This window comes from Kitasatospora sp. NBC_01246 (genome assembly GCF_036226505.1).
Taxonomy (GTDB): domain Bacteria; phylum Actinomycetota; class Actinomycetes; order Streptomycetales; family Streptomycetaceae; genus Kitasatospora.
The window spans coordinates 165,891-185,172 of the sequence record NZ_CP108484.1; the positions used below are offsets into that span (position 1 = coordinate 165,891).

Genomic DNA, 19,282 nt, shown 5'->3' on the forward strand with positions numbered 1-19,282 from the left:
CCGGTCCAGAACGGCGGTCGGGCTGCCACCCCCGCGCCGCCGGCGCACACTCCACGTCACACCAACGCCGCAGCCAGGCACGCCAGTTCGGGGTTCGACCGCTGACCTCCCCCTGCTGGCCGCACTCGACCTGTTCGGGCGGCGGTGGAGCCTGCGCATCCTCTGGGAGCTGAGCGGCGGCCCCGTGCGGGCACTGCGCAAGGCGCTGGAGAAGCAGGGCGTTGTCGCGGGGCAGCCACGGCGTGGCGGCGAAACCGTCCGCTTCGGACGTACCTCGCCACCGATACCCCGTCAACCCACCACCCCGTTTCCACCCGGACGGGATCACCTGGGCCGCCCGCGCCGAACAAAGGCGGATGCGCGGCGCGTTCGGGGGTAGCCGGGGTTGTACCGGCCCAGCCGCACCTGCGGAGGACTCGGCCGTACATCGGACGCCGACGGGCGGGCCACGCACCCGGCCCTCGCCGACGAAAGGGGACAGCTGTGAAGAACCCGGCACAGGAGACCGTCGCGCACGCCGCCGAGGCGGTTCGCGACACGGTCACCAAAACCGCCCGGACCCTGCGTGACCACGCCCCGAAGGATGTCCTGGACCGCGCCGGAGACCTGGCGGCCCAGGCCCGTGGTACGGCGGCGCATGCCGGGCGTGTCGCGGCGGACCACACCCCGGCGCAGGTCCGCTCGAAGGCGGGCCGGGCCGTGGGCGCCGCCCGCGCCAACCGGTCGCCGCTGCTGGCAGCCGCCGCGGCAGCCGTCCTCGCGGTGGTCCTGCTCCGCAGCCTGCTCGGACGGCGCCGGTGAAGGCCGCCAAGATCGCCTACAGGCCGGTCGGCCTGCTGCTGGGCGCATCCGCCGGCCTCCTGGCCGGCGCCCTCTTCAAGCAGACCTGGAAGGTCCTGGGCCACGACGACGACGCGCCGAACGCGACCGACGAGCACCGTACCTGGCTGGAGATACTCGTCGCGGCCGCCCTCCAGGGCGCGATCTTCGGCACCGTGAAGGCCGCCGTCGAACGGGGAGGCGCGGCCGCCACCCACCGCCTGACGGGCACCTGGCCCGCCTGAACCACGGCACTTTCGAACTGGAACAGCGCCCCCGGCTCCGGTTCGCGCCGAGCCCTACGACCCCCGGCGGTCGCCCCGTTCACGCCCGGGCAGGGGGCCGGGCGTGAACGGGGCCTCCACCCCACCGGCCGGACACCGGGCCAACCCGTTTCCACTGGTTCCACTGGTTTCCGCCAGTGCGGGAGCACAAGCGGGGACGTCGAGCACGAGCTGGCACCGGGCGTCCTGCGCCTGCTGCCCCGCGGGACGGCACGCGGCGTGTTGTCCGCGGGGTCGGAAGCCCTCGCCCACCTGACGGTTCACCGCCGACGCCCGGGCCTGGCCGTCCGGCCCTGCCCCTGAGCCTGCTGTCCGTCCTGGGCGATGGCCCCGAGGACGGCGCAGGCGTGGGCACGTGGCCCTGGGTGTCCAGGCAGGGGAGGCGGCGGTCGGAGAAGTCGAGGCCGGCCTTGCTCGGTCATCTCCAGTAGCCGAACCTCAGCCGCCCGCCCGGCTCCCGGCGCCACGGCACCCCGATCGCCGGTCGAACCAGGGTTGGTCCACCCGGTGGTGGGAAGGCGCTCGGTGGTCGGCCGGTACGGTCGGCCACGAGGTGCAGGCGGTGAACGATGATGACCTATCCCACCAACCCGACGGGCAGCGGTGCGGTGCAGAAACCCGCGACGACGGCCCCCACGCCTCCCGGCGACTACGCGGCCGCAGCAGCCGAGCCCTCGTCGGCGCCCGGTACCGGGCCCGGACGCCCCGGGCCGAAGCGCCCCGGTCCCGTGGCCGCGGTCCGGCAGCAGGACGCCTCGGGGCCGCCCGCCGGCAGAACGACCGTTCTGAAGGGCGCGGTGGCACGGATCGTGGCCACCGCCGCCTGCGAGGTACCGGGTGTCCACCGGCTGGGCGGCGGACCTTCGCTCACACATGGCAATCACGGGGGCGCTGATCGGAACGACCCCGCTCGCGGGGTGGAGGTGGAGGTCGGCGAACGGCAGGCCGCCGTCGACCTCGATGTCGTGACGGAGTACGGGTTCTCCATCCCGCGCACGGTCGACGCTCTCCGGGCCGCCGTGGTCGCCGCAGTGGAGCAGATGACCGGCCTGGAGGTGGTCGAGGTGAACGTCCGCGTCACCGATGTCCACCTGCCGCAGGACGACCTCCCGGCGGCGGGCGAGACACCACGGGTCATCTGACCCGGACCCTCAGGGCTGTCCGGGGGACCCACCCTTACGGCCTGTCCTGGCGCCCGGTCGACCGGTCCCGGTCGGCCCGATCACCGCGGGTCCGCTCCCGCACTCCACGGGCCGGCTTCGAGTACCGGGTAGCAGGAACGACCGGCCGCCCGCGCAGGCACGGACGGCCCCTGAGCCTCCTCTCCAGCGGCAGGGCGCGCGCATGGCCAGGGGGGCGACATCGTGTGGTTGTGCGGCGGGGACGTGGTCGGGGAGGCGTTCGCAGAACCTTCCCAGCGGGTGGCGGGCCAGAGCCGTGGCGTGAGGGCGGGGTCGGCCCAGCCCGCCGGTGCAGAGCAGGGCAGATCAGGGCAGAGCAGGAGGGTGGAACCGGGTCGGCAGCTGGACGGTGACGTCGGCGCGGGTGGCGCCGGCCTTCTGAAGATCCGCGCCCTCCTGGTCGTCCGGGCCCGCTACGCAGCTGCGCCAGTCGAGGCGCTGGTGGTGGACGCGGGCGAGGCCGCCCAGGAGGCCCGACACGGCCGACGCGCCGCCTCGGGCCCCGGTGAGACGCACCGACACAGAGGGGGGCGGCGTGCGCGGCTCCGCTCGCGTCGGCCACCGTGCCGAGGACGGCGGCGAGGGCGACGACGAGGGCGAGGCCGGCCGCAGCCCCGCTGGAGAGGCCACTCAGCGCAACCTCGGCTGCACCACGGAGTACCCCGGGCGCAGCGCCTGCGCGGGGCGCGTGACCCCCGCCGATCCGCCGCTGCCCGGCGTGATGTGGCCCGCCCGGCCGGCCCACGGCGGCAGGTGGCGAGCCGCCGGGCTGCCGGTCGGGCCCCCGGAGGCCGCCCGGAGCGAAACGCGACCGCGCCGCGCAACCCGGGCGGCCGGTGCCGGGTGGTCCTTCAGGGGCGCGCGTCAGGCCCGGTGGCGGGAGAGCGCCACGACAGCGGCGGCGACGAGCATGGCGGCACCGGCGGCGGCCAGTACCGGCCCGGCGTACCGGGCGGACTGGAGCACCACGTCCCGGGCCGGGCCCTCCCCGTCGCGCGCGACCGCCGACCCGGCCGTGTCGGTGAAACCCGCGATACCCGCCTTCGCCCGCACTGCCCCGGCGCGCAGGCTGTCGGTGGCCCCGTCGAGTCCCTCCTCCACGGCGTGCCGGGCCTGGTCCGCGCCGTGGCCGACGAGTTCCCGGGCGTGCTCGGCGGTGTGGCTGACGCGCTCCCGTGCGTCGGCCACCCCGTGGCTGACCCGTTCCCGGGCCTGCTCGGTGCTTCGGAGCACGCGTTCCCGGGCCTGTTCGGCTGCATCCCGCGCCCGGGCTGCGACGTCGCTGCCGGCTTCGCGCTCCGCGCCCGTGTCGGCGAGACGGTCGCGGGCCTCCTCGGCCTGCGAACTCAGCTCCGCCATGGTGCGGGCGGACTCATTGGTGCTGTGGTCGGCGTCCATCGGGGGCACACTCCTCGGTCACGTCGATGTGTCGGTCTCGTCGACGTCAGTCAGGTCGACGGGGCGGTCAGGGTCGGCGGGTCGGTCAGCTGGACGGGGGTAGGGGCGGTCGTGCGGTTGACGTCAGCGCAGGGCCGGCGGGCAGGCTCTCCCAGACGGACGCGGCCCGGTGGGGCCCGGGCGTGGGAGGTGGACCGCGTCACAGCTCACGCAGGGCGGGGAGCAGGGTGCGCTCGGACCAGTCGAGGAAGACCTCCCGGTGGTCACCGCCGCCTGGACCAGCGCCACCTCGTCGAACCCCGCGTCGGCGTACGCCCGGACCGCTTCGACGAAGCCCTCGACGCGGTCGCCGCAAGGTGCCGCGACGAATCGACTCGGCGACGTGTCCAGCCACGGAGAGTAGTCGTCGGAGATGGCAGCGAAGTCGTAGCCCGCCTGCTCGGCGTGGACGACGTCCCGCACCAGGTGCCGGGGGCCGGCCCGCCCGCTCATCACCGTGTAGCCGAATCTCACCATGTCCGGACGCCTGCCCGGGTCCCGCGGAACCACACTTCCTTGTTCGGTCGTCGGCCCGAGACGGGGCGGCGGGCGCCGCTTCGAGCGACGCCCGCCCGCCTCACGACCGACCGCCGCGCCGGGGCAGCGGCCGGCTGGAGCTCCACGCTCCCGGCGGGGCCCGCGAGATTCGCTTCGGCCGGGGATGGGCACACGCCCGGTCGGACCCACGACGCGGTCGGAGCCGGGAGGACGCACCATGACGACCAAGTCCCACCCCACCGGGAACGGGCGGAAGCGGCTGCGGCGAGGCGACCACGTCTCCTGGCGGAGTCACGGAACCACCGTGACCGGCCGGGTCGAGCGGGAGATCACCTCGCAGGTCGAGGCCGCGGGCCGGACGGTAGACGCCTCACCCGAGGAGCCGCAGTACGAGGTGCGCAGCTCCGCCTCCGGGCGGACGGCCGTACACCGGCCGTCCGCCCTGCGCCGACGGAAGGACTGACCGGACACGGCGGCGCCGGCACGCACCGCTCGTCCTGGCGGCGCGTCAGCAAGAGCGGCTTCAGCCAGAGCGTCGGCGGGTCGCCCTCCGAGAGGAACACGAGAACGTCATCAGCCTTGCAGCGTGAGTCGGCGAGGTCGAAGAGGGACCCGAGCGCGGGCCGGCAGGACCGCTCGAAGGCTCGTGCCCGGCCCAGGTCCGGTATCGGCCGAGCGGGCCGCCGCCCGGCCGCTCATGGCGGAGCACTGGCCCGCCTACGAGGAGTACCAGGCGAAGAACGACCGGGAGATCCCGGTGGTCGTGATCGAGCCGACGGCGTTCGGTCGGCCGCCGGGGGCCCGGCCGGGCGGCCCGGCTCGACGCCGTCGTCCGGCGGGGACTGTCCCCTCCCGGCGGTAGGGTCGTGCCGCCGACGCACCGACCGAGGGGGACCCTGATGACCGACCGCACGACCGACGGCGCCGCGAGCACGCCCAGCGCGGCCCAGGGCGCCGTCAGCGCCGCCGGCGACGACGCCGTATGGACCGCGGGGCGGCTGCGGCGGGTGGCGAAGTCCTCCGAGGGGCTGGTGGTCCTGGACCCGGGGATCAGCGACGAGGAGATGGACGGCTGGCCGGCGCCGGTGCCCGAGGAGGTCCGCACGCTGCTGCGGGTCGTCGGGGGCGTGCGGATCGCGGTCTCGCGGTCCGCGGTCAACGGCCACCTGTCGATCGAGCACGTCGACCTGGGTCACCCCTTCAACCGGGGCTGCTACCCGGCCGGTGACAGCAGCTGGTACGTGGAGCACGCCGGCGGCGCCGGCACCCACTGGTTCGTCTACCTCGACCACGGCGACGGCCACACCTACGTGGACGTCGACCGGGTCACGGGGGCGTGGGGCCCGGTCTTCCGTTTCTGGGACGCCACCGACTCCGTGCGCGTGGCGCCGTCGCTGACCGCCTGGCTGGAGCGCCTCGCCGACTGCCTGGAGGAGGCACTCGCCTCGGCCCGGGCCGAGGCCGGACCCGGCACCGCCATCGAGGTCAGGACGTTCGGCCGCCACTTCGGCGATCGGTGGCCGGACCCGGAGCGGGAGGCGACGACGGTGGAGCCGGTCACCGCCGCGGCGGCCCGGTTGAGCGGTGACCCCCTGCTGCGCGAGGCCGCAGCGGCCCTGCCCGACGACGCCCTGCTCGCCGATCTGCGGTCCGTCACCGGCCCCGCCGCCGTCGACTTCCCGCTGCCGGTGAGCTGCCGCTACGCCCGCTGGTCGGCCGGGGCCCTGCTGTCCGCCACCGCGTGGGACGGCGAATAGCTCCGCGGGGCGGGGCCGTCGGCCCACTTGGCTGAATCTCGCCCCCGGTCGGCGGGCCGACGCCCGTGTGGTCCCGGCCGCGCGGGGAACGCGGGCTCCCGGACGGCGCCGGACACGAGGTCCGGCGCCGCACGGCTGGACGAGAGAGGGCGATCCTCATGATGGCGACAGTGGCGGTGCTGGCTCTGACGATCCTGCTCTTCAGTGCCGGACTCGGTCTCACCGTGGCGGTGGCGGGCCTGGCGAATCGGTTCGGGCGGTCGGCCGCGCGCCGCCGGCGATGACCGGTGGGCGACCGACCCCGCCGGCAGGGGCCGCCAGTGCAGGACGGAGGAGAGCGCCGCACCGCACCCCGCCAGGAACCAGGCCAGGCGGCCGTGGGTGCGGGCCAGGCCTGATCACCGGAACGGCGAGCGCCTCGCGCCGCCGTTCCAGGCGCCGGGGCTCCACCGCACCCTCCCGGCCGGCCGCCCCCGGCAGGCGGCCACCTCGCGGGCCAGCGCCCGGTCCTTCGGTGTCCGGTCCTTCGGTGTGAGGTCCCCACCCTGCTGTCCCGAGCTCCTGACGTCGCTGTGCACCCCTTCCCCCCGGTCAGGGCGGGGGTCGCCGATGGCCGCCCGGCTGCGGGCCGCGGACGGGCTCCGGACACTGCGCTTCCCGGCGCTCCCGGTACGGCGCCTGGCGCAGGAGGAGTTCAGCGAACCCGGCCACCGGTCTGGTCCTGGCCGTGATCGGCGTCGTCCTCCGGGCGGCGGCCGCCGCCACTACTGGGAGACGCCGGGCGGCCGTCCATTCTGGCACCGAGGTCCTGACCAGGGGTCCTGGTCAGGTCGGGACGCCCGGGTCCACCCGCCGACCCGCCTCGCCCCCGGGCGGGCGGGTCATCGCCCATCTGATCCCCCTGGTCACGCCGGCCGCGCCCAGCCGGACGGCCGGCCCCTCCACCACCGGCAGGTAGGGCAGGCGGAGTTCCCGCCGCGCCCACCCGGGCAGCAGCGAGACCGCGCCGGCCGCGAGCAGCCCGTACGGCGGTCGGACCACCCACGGCAGGGGCGGCCGGAGGAGGATGAACCGCGCCGCGTCGAGGGCTGCCCTGGTCCGGTGCAACTCGGCGCGGTACGCCGCGAGGACGCCGGCGAGCTGCCGCTGGTCGCGCGGCGGGTCGACGACACCCAGCGCGGCGGCCACGACGGCGGCGTCGGCCACGTAGCCGTCATAGGCCTCGTCGTCCAACGACCTTTCCCCGTAAGCCCGGTGGGCACGGAGGAAGCTGTCGACCTCGGCGGCGTGCACCCAGCCGAGCAGGTGTGGATCACCGGCCCGGTACGCCTCCCCCGAGGCACTGGTGCCGCGGACCCGCTCGTGCACCGCCCGCACGTGGTCGACCGCCCGCTGCGCGTCGGCCGCCGTCCCGAACGTGGTGACCGCGAGAAACGTGCTGGTGCGCTGGAGCCGGCCCCACGGATCGCCCCGGTAGCCGGAGTGCGCCTCGACGGCGGCCATCGCCAGCGGGTGCAGCGACTGCAGCAGGAGCGCCCGGAGTCCGCCGACGAACATCGAGGCGTCCCCGTGGACGACCCGGATGGGCCGGTCCGGGCCGAACCACCGGGGGCCCGGCGTCTCGTGGATCCGGCTCCGGGTCGCCGGGCCCTGCGGCCCGGCCACCCGGGCGAACAGTTCCGCCCCGGCGCGCCGCCGGAGCGCGGCGAGGGCCGGGATGCCGGAGATGCCATCGGTCATACCTGCCACTGTAGTTCCGCTCCGCGCCGACGGGCCGCCACCGACGGGCCGCCGCCCACGGGCCGCGCCACCGGCCGGGCCGGTCGCACGGCGATCCCCGCTACCGGCGGCAGGGATCACGGGCGCGGGTGACGGTCCGTGGAGAGCCGGGCGGGGCCGGCTTCCCGGGGACCGTCGGAGCGGACGCACCGGCGCCCGGAGCGGCGGCCTACGAGCCGTTCCCGTCGTCGGTGCCGGAGACGGGCGGACTCAGGGGTCCGCACCGGGCGCCGCACGCGGCCGACCACGCACCTCACCTGGGAAGACGTGGCCCGGCCTTCGGTTTGGGAATCGCTTCTGATCCCTGGCCCGCGCGCGGACGCGGTCGTGGACGCCCGGAGTACGCGTCAGCCGGCCGGAAGACCCACCGCCAGGGTCAGTTCAAGGACCCGGTACGGCGATGCGAGATCCGGAAACAGCTCCCGCAGCTGCGACATCCGGTACCGGACTGTCTGCGGATGGACGAACAACGCCGCCGCCACCTCGTCCCGCCTGCCCTGGTGCAGCAACCACGCTCGCAACGTCTCCTCCAGCCGCCGCGCGGTCGCGACGGGCAAGGTCCGCAACGGTGCGAGCGCGCGGGCACGCAGGTCTGAGAACGCGTCCATGTCGGCGCTCAGCACCAGCTCGGGCAGGTGGGCCTCGGTGTCGCGGATGTCAGCGGAGAGGGAGCGCGCGCGTACGGCTCGCGCGTACGAGGCGGACGCACGAGTCCACGGCCGGGCCGGGCCGACCACGGCGGTGCGGTCGGCCAGCTGCCGCAAGAGATGCGATCGGTCGGCATCGGGAACGAGCAGCACACCGGTGGCGTCCGGCAGATCATCGAGGACGAGGGTGCCCGGGTCGAGCGCGCGGTAGGCAGGCCGGGCCTGGGCGGCGGGCAGCAGGACCGCGGTCAGCGAAGTCGGAGGCTGCCACCCGGCCCGTTGAACAGAGGCCAGCAGCACGTCCGGGCTCGCGTCGGCGAGGAGGTCGCGGGCCAGGTGTTCCAGGTGGCGCTCGCGGGCCCTTCCCCGAGCCGCCAGTTCGTCGGCGTGGCCCGCGGCGCTCGCGGCGGAGAGCTCGTCGATATAGGCGAAGGTCAGCTCCGCGAACTTGGCGACCTCGGCGGCGGGCAGACCTACGGGTACGGCACCCGCTGCCAGACACCGCCAGGCCACGCGGGCGCCGACGCGGTAGGCGCTGAGCAGGGCGTCCATCGAACGGCCGTCGCGCACCTCGCCGCGGCCCAGCTCGTAGGCTGCGTCACCGGCGTCGCCGCCCGTGGCATTCCCGCTCGCGAGGTCCAGGTAGTGGCCCAGGGCGGTGCGGACGGCTCGGCGGATGGTGCCGCCCATGCGGCCCGAAAGGGCGTTCGCGTAAGGAGGGACCTCGTCGATGATCGCCTGGACGACCTCGTCGGCGGTGGACCTCAGCGCGGCCCGAAGCGCGGTGACCGTCGTCTCGTCCAGGACCAGCTCGCTGGCCCTCCGGATTGCTTGACTCACGCTTTTGTTCCCTGCGAACAATTCGGTCGACCAGATTCACGTCCTACGGTCAGGACTTTACACCCTGAGGCGCAGCAAGCTGGAGTCATGACGAGTGCAGCCCTCCGCAAGAGGGCGTGGAAACTGCTGGAGATGGTCACGACGCCGCTGCTGCCGTCGGACTACCTCGACCTGGTCAGCCCGCTGCGTGCGGGCGCCGACCTGCGCGGGCGCATCGAGGCCGTGCACCCCGAGACGGGTGACGCCGCGACCGTCGTGATCAGGCCGGGGCGGGGCTGGCGCGGCCACGCGGCCGGTCAGTACGTGCGGATCGGGGTCGACGTCGACGGGAGGCGCCTGTGGCGTGCCTACTCCATCACCTCGCCGACAGACCGCCAGGACGGCCGGATCACGATCACCGTGAAGGCGATCCCGGACGGCAAGGTCAGCAACCACCTGGTCCGCAGGGCGACACCGGGCACGCTGGTCCAGCTCGACCAGCCGACCGGTGACTTCGTGCTGCCGCCTGCCAAGCCCGCCAAGGTGCTCTACCTGACGGCCGGCAGCGGCATCACGCCCGTGATGGGCATGCTGCGCGACGTCGAGTTGGATGACGTCGTCATGGTCCACTGTGCGCCGCGGCCCCAAGACGTGATCTTCCGCAACGAGCTGCACGGCCTGGTCGCGGACAAGAAGCTGCGCCTCGCCGAGGTGCACAGCGCCACGGACGGCAAGCTCGACATCGCCCGCCTCGGCGAACTCGTGCCTGACTGGGCCGAGCGCGAGACCTGGGCCTGCGGGCCCGCGGGCCTGCTCGACGCCGCGGAGGAGTACTGGACCGAGCACGGTGTCCGGGAGCGCCTGCGCACCGAACGCTTCCGACCCCGCATCGTCGTCGCCGGCGACGGCGACGGCGGCGGCGGCGAGGTCACGTTCAGCGCCACCGGCACGACAGTCGACGCGGACGGCGCCACGCCGTTGCTGGACATCGGCGAGGAGGCCGGCGTGCTCATGCCCTCCGGGTGCCGCATGGGCATCTGCTTCGGCTGCGTCACGCCGCTCAAGGCGGGCGCCGTCCGCGACCTGCGCACCGGCGAGATCACCGAGGCCGAGCCGGGCGTCCTCATCCAGACCTGCGTGTCCGCCGCGGCGGGCCCCTGCGACATCGAACGGTAGACGCACCTTGACCGCCATCGACCCCACCGCCCACCTGACCGCGCAGCAGATCGAGGAGCTCGGCCGCGAGCTGGACGCGATCCGCGACGAGGTGATCGCCGACCGCGGCGAGAAGGACGCCGCCTACATCCGCAAGGTCATCTCGGCGCAGCGCAAGCTCGAGCTGGCCAGTAGGGGCGTGCTGCTGTTCTCGGTCTTCCCGCCCGCGTGGCTGCTCGGCACCGCCGGCCTGTCCGTGGCGAAGATCATGGACAACATGGAGATCGGCCACAACGTCCTGCACGGCCAGTGGGACTGGATGCGGGACCCGAAGATCCACTCCACCACCTGGGAGTGGGATCACGTCTCGCCGGCCGAGCAGTGGAAGCACTCGCACAACGAGTTGCACCACACGTACACCAACGTGATCGGCAAGGACAACGACCTCGGCTACGGCATCATGCGCGTCGACGAGGACCAGAAGTGGCACCCGGCCCACCTCGGCCAGCCGCTGTGGAACTTCCTCAACGCCTGCTTCTTCGAGTACGGCATCGCGGCGTACGACCTGGAGCTCGGCAAGAACCTGCACAAGCGCCGCCGCAAGGACCCGGAGTTCCGCGCGCGGGCCAAGGCCGTGGGCCGCAAGATCCGCAAGCAGGTGCTCAAGGACTACGTGATCCACCCACTGCTGTCGGGCCCGTCGTTCCTCACCACGCTCGCCGCCACGTTCACCGCGAACCTCGTCCGCAACATCTGGTCACACTCGGTGATCATGTGCGGGCACTTCCCCGAGGGCGTACAGGTCTTCGAGCGCCGGTCGATCAAGGGCGAGACACGCGGCCAGTGGTACCTGCGCCAGATGATGGGCTCGGCGAACATCAGCGGCAGCAGGGCCATGCACTTCATGACCGGCAACCTGTCGCACCAGATCGAGCACCACCTGTTCCCGGACCTGCCGAGCAACCGGTACGCCGAGGTCGCGGTGAAGGTGCGCGCGCTGTTCGAGAAGTACGAGCTGGAGTACGTCACCGGGCCGCTCCCCGCGCAGGTGTTCTCCGCGTGGCACAAGGTCTTCCGGCTCTCGCTGCCCACCAAGAAGCCCGAGGTCATGACCCCGGACGGGCACGCGATGGTCGTGGTCCAGCACGACTGACACGGTGACGGCCCCGGGATGCTCCGCGGGCCGTCAGCCGACGGACAGCAGGGTCGGGTCCGCCATGATCCGGCGGATCGTGGTCTGCGCCGCGCCCAGCACGGGTCCGCGACGCCCCAGGGCGGACGAGCGCAGCGCCTCCGGGGCCCAGGGCCGGACGGTGACCCGGTCGGTGAGTTCGGCACGGACGGACGGCAGCAGCCACGCGGCCAGTTCGGCGTAGGTGCCGCCGAGGACGAGGCCGTCCGGGTCGATGAGGTCGACGGCGGAGGTCAGGGCGAGGCCCAGGGCACGGCCGGCGCGGTCCAGGGCCGCCAGGGTCGGCGGGTGCCCGGCACCGGCCCGCTCGGCCAGCAGGGCGACCGGGTCGCCGGCCTCCGCGGGTGCGGCCGGACCCGGGTCGTGCTGCGCCAGACCGGCCTCTCGCAGCACGGCCGCCTGGCCCGCGTACTGCTCCAGGCAGCCGCGCGCGCCGCAGACGCACCGGAGGCCGTCCGGGTGGACGGGGATGTGGCCGAGTTCGCCGGCGAAGCCGCGGGCGCCGCGGAACACCTGCCCGTCGATGACCAGGGCGGCGCCGATCCCGGCGTCCGCGGAGACGTGCACGAAGGTCTCCGCGGCCTGCTCGGCGTTCCAGTACTCGGCCAGGGCCCCGAGGTTGGCCTCGTTCTCCGGCTCGGGCGCGGTGTCCGGATCGGGCCAGTGGTCGGCGACGCGGACGGTGTGCCAGCCGAGGTTGGGCGCGCGATCGACCTGTCCGGCGGGTTCGTTCGGCACCACCCCGGGCACGGCCAGGACCCGCCCCTCGACGCGCAGTCCGAGGTCGCGGGCCTCGGCCTCCGCGTCGGCGGCCAGCGCGGCGACCTCCGCCAGCACCTGCCCGACCGGCCGGCCGGCGTTCGACCGTTCGGCCCGGCGCCACACCCGGGGTTCTCCGCGCAGGTCCACGACGCACGCGCCGAGGTGCATGACGCCGATCTCCAGACCGAGGCCGGCGGGGCCCCGGTCGCTCACCGACAGCGCGCGTCCGGGGCGGCCGACCCGTCCGTCGGGGGCGGTATCCGTCTCGGTCAGCGCACCCCGCCCGATCAGTTCGTCGACCAGCGAGGAGACGGCCGCCCGGGTCAGACCGACGCGTGCGGCGACATCCGCGCGGGACAGCGGGCGGCTGAGCGGGTTGTGCGCGGCGACCGTGCCGAGGACCACCGAGAGGTTGCGCCGTCGCATGTCCTGTTGCGAAGCGGGCCCGGAGCCCCGGCTGTGCCCCGTTCTGCCGACCACTCCCACGCGCGGGCCCCTCCTACCGGTCCTCGGCCGGGGCTCCCTGCAAGGCCCCGGCCCGACGCAGGGTACCGCTGATCCGTTCGAGTGCGTCCGCGTCCCGTGCCACGGCCTCCAGCACCGGGCCGTCGGCGGTGCGCCACCGGCGGGCCACCGCGTCGGCGGGCTCGCCGGTGAGCAGGGCGGCGGCTTGGGCGGCCGCGCCGAGTGCGACCAGTTCCCGCGCGACGGGTACCCGCACGGCCCGGCCCGAGAGCCGCAGGACGGTCCGCTGCCAGGCGCGGCCCCGGGCGCCGCCCCCGATCAGCAGCAGCGGCTCGTCGCCCGCCGGCTCCTCGCCGCCCGCGCGCAGCACCTCGTCCAGGGCGGTGAGCAGGGCGTGGGCCGCGCCGTCGTAGGCGGCTTGGAGCACCTCCCCCGGTGTGGTGTCGTGACGGAGTCCGTGGACCAGGCCTGACGCGCCGGGCAGGTCCGGTGTGCGCTCGCCGTCCAGGTAGGGCAGCACCACCACGGTGCCGCCGTCCTCGACCTCCTCGCGCCCGCGTCCGAGGAGGCCGGCGACGCGGTCGACGGCGAGGGTGCAGTTGAGCGTGCAGGCGAGCGGCAGCCAGCCGCCGAGGGCGTCGGCGAAGCCCGCGACCGTCCCGCTCGCGTCCACCGGCCTCTTCCGGCCGACGGCGTAGACCGTCCCGGAGGTGCCGAGGCTGAGCACGGGCTGCCCGGGCCGCAGTCCCAGCCCGAGGGCGGCGGCCATGTTGTCGCCGGTTCCGGCGGCCACCAGGGCCCCCTCGCGCAGCGCCGTGCCGGGGCGGACCAGGCCGGCCGGTGCGCCCGGCACGAGGACCTGCGGCAGCAGGGCCGGGTCGAGGCCGATGCGGTCGAGGACGTCCTCGTCGTAGCCGTCCGGCCCCCACCAGCCGGTCCCCGACGCGTCGCCGCGGTCGGTCACCGCCTCCCCGGTCAGCCGCTCGGTCAGGAAGTCGTGCGGGAGGCGGACGGCCGCGACACGGTCGGCCGCGGCCGGCTCGTTGGCGCGCAGCCAGGCCCACTTGGGAGCGGTGAAGGCGGCGGTCGGCAGGCTGCCGGTGCGCCGGACGATCTCCGCCGGGCCGATCCCGGCTCGCAGCGCGGCGGCCTGGGGGGCGGACCGGACGTCGTTCCACAGCAGCGCCGGGCGCACCGGTGCGCCGGCCGCGTCGAGGGTGACCAGGCCGTGCTGCTGGCCGGCGATCGAGACGGCGGACGCGCGGCCGGCCCAGCCCGTCCGCGCGACGGCCTCGTCGAAGGCCCGCCACCACTGCTCGGCATCGCTCTCCCGGCCGGCTCCCTCGCTGACGGTGTGCGGGGCTCGACCCTCGCCCAGGACCGTGCCCGTGTCGATGTCGACGGCGAGGGCCTTGGTGGACTGGGTGGAGCTGTCGACGCCGATCACGACACGCTGCTCAGCCATGCGTTCCTCCGATGGGGGGTTCCTTCTGACGCCCCGGCATACTAATTTGTTGAGAGCCCTGACAAACACCCCTGCGCACCGATCCGGAGCCGCTCCATGTCCAGCGACCCGCTCGCCCCCACCCCCGCGCACAAGTTCACCTTCGGCCTGTGGACCGTCGGCTGGCAGGGTCGCGACCCCTTCGGCGACGCGACCCGCCCCGCCCTCGACCCGGTCGAGACCGTGCAGCGGCTGGCCGGACTCGGCGCCTACGGCGTCACCTTCCACGACGACGACCTGATCCCCTTCGGCGCGGACGGCGCCACCCGCGAGGAGACCGTCAAGCGCTTCCGCGCCGCGCTGGACGCCGCCGGACTGAAGGTCCCGATGGCGACCACCAATCTGTTCACCCACCCCGTCTTCAAGGACGGCGCCTTCACCGCCAACGACCGCGGCGTGCGGCGCTACGCGCTGCGCAAGACGATCCGCAACATCGACCTGGCCGCGGAGCTCGGCGCCTCGGTCTACGTCGCCTGGGGCGGTCGCGAGGGCGCGGAGTCCGGCGCGGCCAAGGACGTGCGCACCGCGCTCGACCGGCTGAAGGAGGCCTTCGACCTGCTCGGCGAGTACGTCGAGCAGCAGGGCTACGACCTGCGGTTCGCGATCGAGCCCAAGCCCAACGAGCCGCGCGGCGACATCCTGCTGCCCACGGTCGGCCACGCCCTGGCGTTCATCAACGAGTTGGAGCGCCCCGAACGGGTCGGCGTCAACCCGGAGGTGGGCCACGAGCAGATGGCCGGGCTCAACTTCCCGCACGGCATCGCCCAGGCCCTGTGGCACGGCAAGCTGTTCCACATCGACCTCAACGGCCAGTCCGGCATCAAGTACGACCAGGACCTGCGCTTCGGCGCGGGCGACCTCCGGCAGGCCTTCTGGCTGGTCGACCTGCTGGAGTCGGCCGGCTACGACGGCCCGCGCCATTTCGACTTCAAGCCGCCGCGCACCGAGGACTTCGACGGCGTCTGGGCCTCGGCCGCCGGCTGCATGCGCAACTACCTGCTGCTGGCCGAGCGCTCCCGCGCCTTCCGGGCCGACCCGGAGGTGCAGGCCGCGCTCGCCGCATCCCGGTTGCCCGAACTCGCGCTCCCCACCGCCCATGACGGCCTGGCCGGCCTGCTCGCGGACCGCTCCGCCTTCGAGGAGTACGACGTCGACGCCGCCGCGCGGCGCGGCATGGCCTTCGAGCAGCTGGACCAGCTGGCTCTCGAACACCTCCTCCGGGCGCGCTGACCCCGTCACGGCGAAGCCGGGTCGTGCGAGCCGCACGACCCGGCGCCCCCCGGTGCTCACCTCGGCCGATGGCCGCGGTCCGGTACCCACCCCGGCACGGCCGGGGCGGGCCGGCCGGGGTGGCGCGGTGTTCTACCGACGCCGGACGGTGTTCAGGCGCTGGAGGACGATGAAGACGAACAGCAGCCCGCCGATCACGATCCTGGTCCACCATGAGCTGAGGGTGCCCTGGAAGTTGATGACGGTCTGGATCAGGCCAAGGACCAGCACACCCAGCACGGTGCCCAGCAGGTAGCCGGAGCCGCCGGTGAGCAGGGTGCCGCCGATCACCACGGCGGCGATCGCGTCCAGTTCCAGGCCGACCGCGTGCAGGCCGTACCCGGAGAGCATGTAGAAGGTGAGCAGCACACCGCCGAGCGCCGAGCAGAAGCCGCTGATCGCGTACACGGTGGTCTTGGTCCGCCCCACCGGCAGACCCATCAGCAGGGCGGACTGCTCGCTGCCGCCGAGCGCGTACACGTTCCGCCCGAGCCGGGTGTAGTGCAGCACGACGAACCCGGCCGCCAGCACCAGCAGGGCGATCAGCACGCTCGGCGAGACGAACAGGTCGCCGAGCGGGATCCGGGTCTGCGCCATCGCGGTGTACCACGGATCCGTGATGGAGATCGACTCGATGCTGATCGTGTAGCACAGTCCCCGGGCCAGGAACATGCCCGCCAGCGTCACGATGAAGGGCTGGATCTCGAAGACGTGGATCACCCACCCCATCACCCAGCCGCCGGCCGTGCCCATCAGCAGTACCAGCGGGATGACCACCAGCGGCGGCCAGCCGTGCCGCTCGACCAGCCAGGCGGAGACCATGGTGGACAGCGCCACCACCGCGCCGACCGACAGGTCGATGCCGCCGGTCAGCACGACGAAGGTCATCCCGACCGCGACCACGAGCAGGAAGGCGTTGTCGATCAGCAGGTTGAGCAGCACCTGCCCGGAGAAGAATCCGTCGTACCGCACCGAGCCGACGGTGAACATCGACACCAGCAGCACGGAGGTGACCAGCAGCGGGATCTGCTCGCGAACTCTGGTCAGCAGGGCGTTGGCGTTCACGCGCCGACCTCCCGGTCGGTGATGGCGGCGGCGGGGCCCGGCCGGACGCCGCTGCGGCGGCCGGCGCCGCGCCGGGCGAGCTTGGCACGGAAATTCGGCGACTGGATCAGACAGACCGTGATCACCACGAAGGCCTTGAAGACCAGCGTGGTCTCCGGCGGGATGCCGATGGTGTAGACGGTGGTGGAGAGGGTCTGGATGATCAGCGCGCCGAGGACGGTGCCGCCGATCGAGAACCGGCCGCCGTTGAGCGAGGTCCCGCCGATCACCACCGCGAGGATGGCGTCGAGTTCGATCCACAGCCCGGCGTTGTTGCCGTCCGCCGCCGAGACGTTGGAGGAGACCATCAGTCCGGCGACCGCCGCGCACAGCGCACTGAACACGTACACCAGACCGACCAGGCGCATCGCCCGGATCCCGACCAGCCGGCTGGCCACCGGATTGCCGCCGACCGACTCCAGCAGCAGGCCGAGCGCGGTGGAGCGGGTGAGCAGTGCGGTGAGCAGCGCGACCAGCGCGCTGAGCAGGATCGCGAACGGCATCGCCAGCCAGTAGCCGCCGCCGATCAGCTTGTACGGTTCGCTGGTGATCGTGATGATCTGGCCGTCGGTGATCAGCTGGGCGACGCCGCGTCCGGCGACCATCAGGATCAGGGTGGCGACGATCGGCTGCACGCCGACCCGGGCCACCAGCACCCCGTTCGCGAGGCCCAGCAGTACCGCCGTGCCGAGTGCTGTGCCGACCGCGCCGAGCACCGTGCCGAGGCTCCCCGGGTCGGTGGCCTCGCTGATGTGGAGGCAGGCCAGCGCGCCGGCGATGGCGACCGTGGAGCCGACCGAGAGGTCGATCCCACCGGTGGCGATCACCAGGGTCATGCCGAGCGACACCAGGATCAGCGGCGCGCCGAAGTGCAGGATGTCGACCGTACTGCCGTACAGGTGACCGCCCTTGAGGTGGAGGGCGAAGAAGTCCGAGGTGAAGGCGAGGTTCGCGAGCAACAGCACGGCCAGCACGGCGGCCGGCCAGAACAGCCGGTGCCGGGTCACCGCCCAGGCCCTCGGGGTGGTCGGCGCCGTGGTCATTGTTCCGCTCCGCTCGCGATGGTGGCCAGGACGCGCTCCGGGGTGAGCTCGCCGTCGTTGTCGAGTCGGGCGACCATCCGGCGGTCGCGCAGCACGCCCACGCGGTGGCTGAGCCGCAGCACCTCCTCCAGTTCGGCGGAGATGAACAGCACCGCCATGCCCTTCTCGGCGAGGTTCGCGACCAGCTTCTGGATCTCGGCCTTGGCGCCGATGTCGATGCCGCGGGTGGGCTCGTCCAGGATCAGCAGCTTGGGGTCGGTGATCAGCCAGCGGGCCAGCAGCACCTTCTGCTGGTTCCCGCCGCTGAGGTTGCGGACCAGCGCCTCCGGGTTGGCCGGGCGGATGTCCAGGGCACGGATCCAGCGCAGCGCCAACTCGTCCTGCGTGGTGCGCGACAGCGGACGGGCCCAGCCGCGGGCCGCCTGTAGCGCCAGCACGATGTTCTCCCGGACGGTCAGCTCGCCGACCAGGCCCTCGGTCTTGCGGTTCTCGGAGCAGAACGCGATGCCGTGGGCGATCGCGTCGCGCGGGCCGCGCAGGTCCGTCTCGGCGCCGTTGATCCGCACGGTGCCGCGGTCCTTGTGGTCGGCACCGAACAGCAGCCGGGCGGCCTCGGTCCGGCCGGACCCCAACAGGCCTGCCAGGCCGACCACTTCACCGGGGCCGATGGCGAGGTCGTACGGCTCGACGGCGCCCCGCCGGGCCAGGCCCTCGGCTTCCAGGAAGGCCCGGCCGGTGGCCGGCGCGGAGCGCTCGCGCCGTTTGCCGCCGGCGAGCTGGTCGAGTCCGGCGAGCTCGGAGCCGATCATCCGGGAGATCAGGTCGATCTGGTCGAGCTCGCTGGTCAGGTACTCGCCCTCCAGTCGGCCGTTGCGCAGCACGGTCATCCGGTCGCAGATCTCGTAGATCTGGTCGAGGAAGTGCGAGACGAACAGGATGGCGACCCCCTGGTCCCGCAACCGCCGTATCACGGTGAAGAGCTGGCGGACTTCGTCGCGGTCCAGGCTGGAGGTCGGCTCGTCCAGGATCAGCACCTTGGCCGAGACGTCCACCGCACGGACGATGGCCACCAGCTGCTGGACCGCGATGGAGTGGCTGCCCAGCGGTGCGCTGACGTCGATGTCCAGCTCCAGCGTGCGGACCAACCGGGCGGCCCGGCGGCGCATTTCGGCCCAGTCGATCAGGCCGAGGCGGCGCGGCTCGCGACCGATGAAGATGTTCTCCGCGACCGACAGGTTCGGGCAGAGGTTCACCTCCTGGTAGACGGTGCTGATGCCCGCCTCCTGGGCCTGCAGCGGACCGGCGATCCGCACCCGCCGCCCGGCCAGCACCACCTCGCCGCCGTCCGCCGGGTGCACCCCGGTCAGCACCTTGATCAGCGTGGACTTGCCGGCGCCGTTCTCCCCCATCAGGGCGTGCACCTCGCCGGGGAAGAGCCGGAAGTCGACCCCGTCCAGCGCCACCACCCCGGGGAACTCCTTGCGGATCCCCCGGACTTCCAGGACCGGTTGCTGACGCACCCCGGTTCTCCTCTCCTCGTGCGAACCCGGTCCGCCCGGGAGCGTTC

18 protein-coding genes and 1 pseudogene are annotated in these 19,282 nt (G+C 73.7%); 9 read left to right on the forward strand and 10 right to left on the reverse strand.

Features of this window, described 5'->3' with window-relative positions; all coding sequences use genetic code 11:
- Nucleotides 1-483 precede the first annotated feature (483 nt).
- The 3 genes from OG618_RS00770 to OG618_RS00780 all read left to right on the forward strand — a co-directional run bounded on the left by OG618_RS00770 (nt 484) and on the right by OG618_RS00780 (nt 2,245).
- Nucleotides 484-801, forward strand: coding sequence for a hypothetical protein (locus tag OG618_RS00770; RefSeq protein ID WP_329485118.1), 318 nt, complete (start codon nt 484-486; stop codon nt 799-801).
- Nucleotides 798-1,064: a DUF4235 domain-containing protein gene (locus OG618_RS00775; RefSeq protein ID WP_329485119.1), complete on the forward strand. Its 267-nt coding sequence runs from the start codon at nt 798-800 to the stop codon at nt 1,062-1,064. Before OG618_RS00770 ends, OG618_RS00775 begins: the two co-directional genes overlap by 4 nt.
- Before the next feature lie 611 nt (nt 1,065-1,675).
- Nucleotides 1,676-2,245, forward strand: coding sequence for an Asp23/Gls24 family envelope stress response protein (locus tag OG618_RS00780; RefSeq protein WP_329491970.1), 570 nt, complete (start codon nt 1,676-1,678; stop codon nt 2,243-2,245).
- A gap of 345 nt (nt 2,246-2,590) precedes the next feature.
- Here OG618_RS00780 and OG618_RS00785 read toward each other — a convergent pair whose 3' ends face one another.
- The 3 genes and pseudogenes from OG618_RS00785 to OG618_RS00795 all read right to left on the reverse strand — a co-directional run.
- The gene (locus OG618_RS00785; RefSeq protein ID WP_329485120.1) at nt 2,591-2,764 is read right to left on the reverse strand and encodes a hypothetical protein; all 174 of its coding nucleotides are present in this window, start codon (nt 2,762-2,764) and stop codon (nt 2,591-2,593) included.
- 384 nt (nt 2,765-3,148) lie between these two features.
- Nucleotides 3,149-3,682 carry a hypothetical protein gene (locus OG618_RS00790; RefSeq protein ID WP_329485121.1) on the reverse strand — a complete coding sequence of 178 codons (534 nt, stop codon included), beginning with the start codon at nt 3,680-3,682 and terminating at the stop codon, nt 3,149-3,151.
- Between the two features lie 199 nt (nt 3,683-3,881).
- A pseudogene (locus OG618_RS00795) lies at nt 3,882-4,045 on the reverse strand (LLM class F420-dependent oxidoreductase); the annotation flags it as partial.
- A gap of 391 nt (nt 4,046-4,436) precedes the next feature.
- Between OG618_RS00795 and OG618_RS00800 the strand changes: the two are divergent.
- The 3 genes from OG618_RS00800 to OG618_RS00805 all read left to right on the forward strand — a co-directional run bounded on the left by OG618_RS00800 (nt 4,437) and on the right by OG618_RS00805 (nt 5,976).
- Nucleotides 4,437-4,682, forward strand: a complete 246-nt coding sequence (locus OG618_RS00800) for a DUF2945 domain-containing protein (RefSeq protein ID WP_329485122.1) — start codon at nt 4,437-4,439, stop codon at nt 4,680-4,682.
- 183 nt (nt 4,683-4,865) lie between these two features.
- Nucleotides 4,866-5,081, forward strand: a complete 216-nt coding sequence (locus OG618_RS37955) for a nitroreductase/quinone reductase family protein (RefSeq protein ID WP_442906718.1) — start codon at nt 4,866-4,868, stop codon at nt 5,079-5,081.
- Nucleotides 5,082-5,118: 37 nt separating this feature from the next.
- The gene (locus OG618_RS00805; RefSeq protein ID WP_329485124.1) at nt 5,119-5,976 is read left to right on the forward strand and encodes an SMI1/KNR4 family protein; all 858 of its coding nucleotides are present in this window, start codon (nt 5,119-5,121) and stop codon (nt 5,974-5,976) included.
- An 825-nt stretch (nt 5,977-6,801) separates the two neighbouring features.
- Here OG618_RS00805 and OG618_RS00810 read toward each other — a convergent pair.
- A complete protein-coding gene (locus OG618_RS00810) occupies nt 6,802-7,716 on the reverse strand; it encodes an oxygenase MpaB family protein (RefSeq protein ID WP_329485125.1) in 915 nt (304 codons plus the stop codon).
- A gap of 386 nt (nt 7,717-8,102) precedes the next feature.
- Nucleotides 8,103-9,242, reverse strand: coding sequence for a PucR family transcriptional regulator (locus OG618_RS00815; RefSeq protein WP_329485126.1), 1,140 nt, complete (start codon nt 9,240-9,242; stop codon nt 8,103-8,105).
- Between the two features lie 87 nt (nt 9,243-9,329).
- Between OG618_RS00815 and OG618_RS00820 the strand changes: the two genes are divergently transcribed.
- Together OG618_RS00820 and OG618_RS00825 are read left to right on the forward strand one after the other, a co-directional pair.
- On the forward strand, nt 9,330-10,397 hold the full coding sequence (locus OG618_RS00820; protein WP_329485127.1) for a ferredoxin reductase: 1,068 nt from the start codon (nt 9,330-9,332) through the stop codon (nt 10,395-10,397).
- Nucleotides 10,398-10,404: 7 nt separating this feature from the next.
- On the forward strand, nt 10,405-11,529 hold the full coding sequence (locus OG618_RS00825; protein ID WP_329485128.1) for a fatty acid desaturase family protein: 1,125 nt from the start codon (nt 10,405-10,407) through the stop codon (nt 11,527-11,529).
- Nucleotides 11,530-11,562: 33 nt separating this feature from the next.
- Here OG618_RS00825 and OG618_RS00830 read toward each other — a convergent pair whose 3' ends face one another.
- Both OG618_RS00830 and xylB read right to left on the reverse strand, forming a co-directional pair.
- Entirely contained in the window at nt 11,563-12,756 is a 1,194-nt protein-coding gene (locus OG618_RS00830; RefSeq protein ID WP_329485129.1) for an ROK family transcriptional regulator, read from the reverse strand.
- Nucleotides 12,757-12,829: 73 nt separating this feature from the next.
- Complete coding sequence (gene xylB / locus OG618_RS00835) at nt 12,830-14,260, reverse strand: xylulokinase (protein WP_329485130.1); 1,431 nt, start codon at nt 14,258-14,260, stop codon at nt 12,830-12,832.
- Nucleotides 14,261-14,356: 96 nt separating this feature from the next.
- Here xylB and xylA point away from each other — a divergent pair, with 96 nt between their 5' ends.
- Nucleotides 14,357-15,529: a xylose isomerase gene (gene xylA, locus OG618_RS00840; protein WP_329485131.1), complete on the forward strand. Its 1,173-nt coding sequence runs from the start codon at nt 14,357-14,359 to the stop codon at nt 15,527-15,529.
- 132 nt (nt 15,530-15,661) lie between these two features.
- Here the strand turns inward: xylA and yjfF are convergent, their stop codons facing one another.
- Genes yjfF through OG618_RS00855 form a run of 3 tightly spaced genes read right to left on the reverse strand, consistent with a single transcriptional unit; the run spans nt 15,662 to nt 19,235 of the window.
- Nucleotides 15,662-16,633 carry a galactofuranose ABC transporter, permease protein YjfF gene (gene yjfF, locus OG618_RS00845; protein WP_329485132.1) on the reverse strand — a complete coding sequence of 324 codons (972 nt, stop codon included), beginning with the start codon at nt 16,631-16,633 and terminating at the stop codon, nt 15,662-15,664.
- On the reverse strand, nt 16,630-17,715 hold the full coding sequence (locus tag OG618_RS00850) for an ABC transporter permease (RefSeq protein ID WP_329485133.1): 1,086 nt from the start codon (nt 17,713-17,715) through the stop codon (nt 16,630-16,632). Before OG618_RS00850 ends, yjfF begins: the two co-directional genes overlap by 4 nt.
- Nucleotides 17,712-19,235, reverse strand: a complete 1,524-nt coding sequence (locus OG618_RS00855; protein WP_329485134.1) for a sugar ABC transporter ATP-binding protein — start codon at nt 19,233-19,235, stop codon at nt 17,712-17,714. Before OG618_RS00855 ends, OG618_RS00850 begins: the two co-directional genes overlap by 4 nt.
- Nucleotides 19,236-19,282 lie beyond the last annotated feature (47 nt).

Coding starts and splice junctions, on each gene's coding strand:
- OG618_RS00805 (WP_329485124.1), top strand. CDS start 5,119: ATGACCGACCGCACGACCGACGGCGCCGCGAGCACGCCCAGCGCGGCC.
- xylA (WP_329485131.1), top strand. CDS start 14,357: ATGTCCAGCGACCCGCTCGCCCCCACCCCCGCGCACAAGTTCACCTTC.
- OG618_RS00820 (WP_329485127.1), top strand. CDS start 9,330: ATGACGAGTGCAGCCCTCCGCAAGAGGGCGTGGAAACTGCTGGAGATG.
- OG618_RS00800 (WP_329485122.1), top strand. CDS start 4,437: ATGACGACCAAGTCCCACCCCACCGGGAACGGGCGGAAGCGGCTGCGG.
- OG618_RS00810 (WP_329485125.1), bottom strand. CDS start 7,716: ATGACCGATGGCATCTCCGGCATCCCGGCCCTCGCCGCGCTCCGGCGG.
- OG618_RS00790 (WP_329485121.1), bottom strand. CDS start 3,682: ATGGACGCCGACCACAGCACCAATGAGTCCGCCCGCACCATGGCGGAG.
- xylB (WP_329485130.1), bottom strand. CDS start 14,260: ATGGCTGAGCAGCGTGTCGTGATCGGCGTCGACAGCTCCACCCAGTCC.
- OG618_RS00780 (WP_329491970.1), top strand. CDS start 1,676: ATGACCTATCCCACCAACCCGACGGGCAGCGGTGCGGTGCAGAAACCC.
- OG618_RS00850 (WP_329485133.1), bottom strand. CDS start 17,715: ATGACCACGGCGCCGACCACCCCGAGGGCCTGGGCGGTGACCCGGCAC.
- OG618_RS00830 (WP_329485129.1), bottom strand. CDS start 12,756: ATGCGACGGCGCAACCTCTCGGTGGTCCTCGGCACGGTCGCCGCGCAC.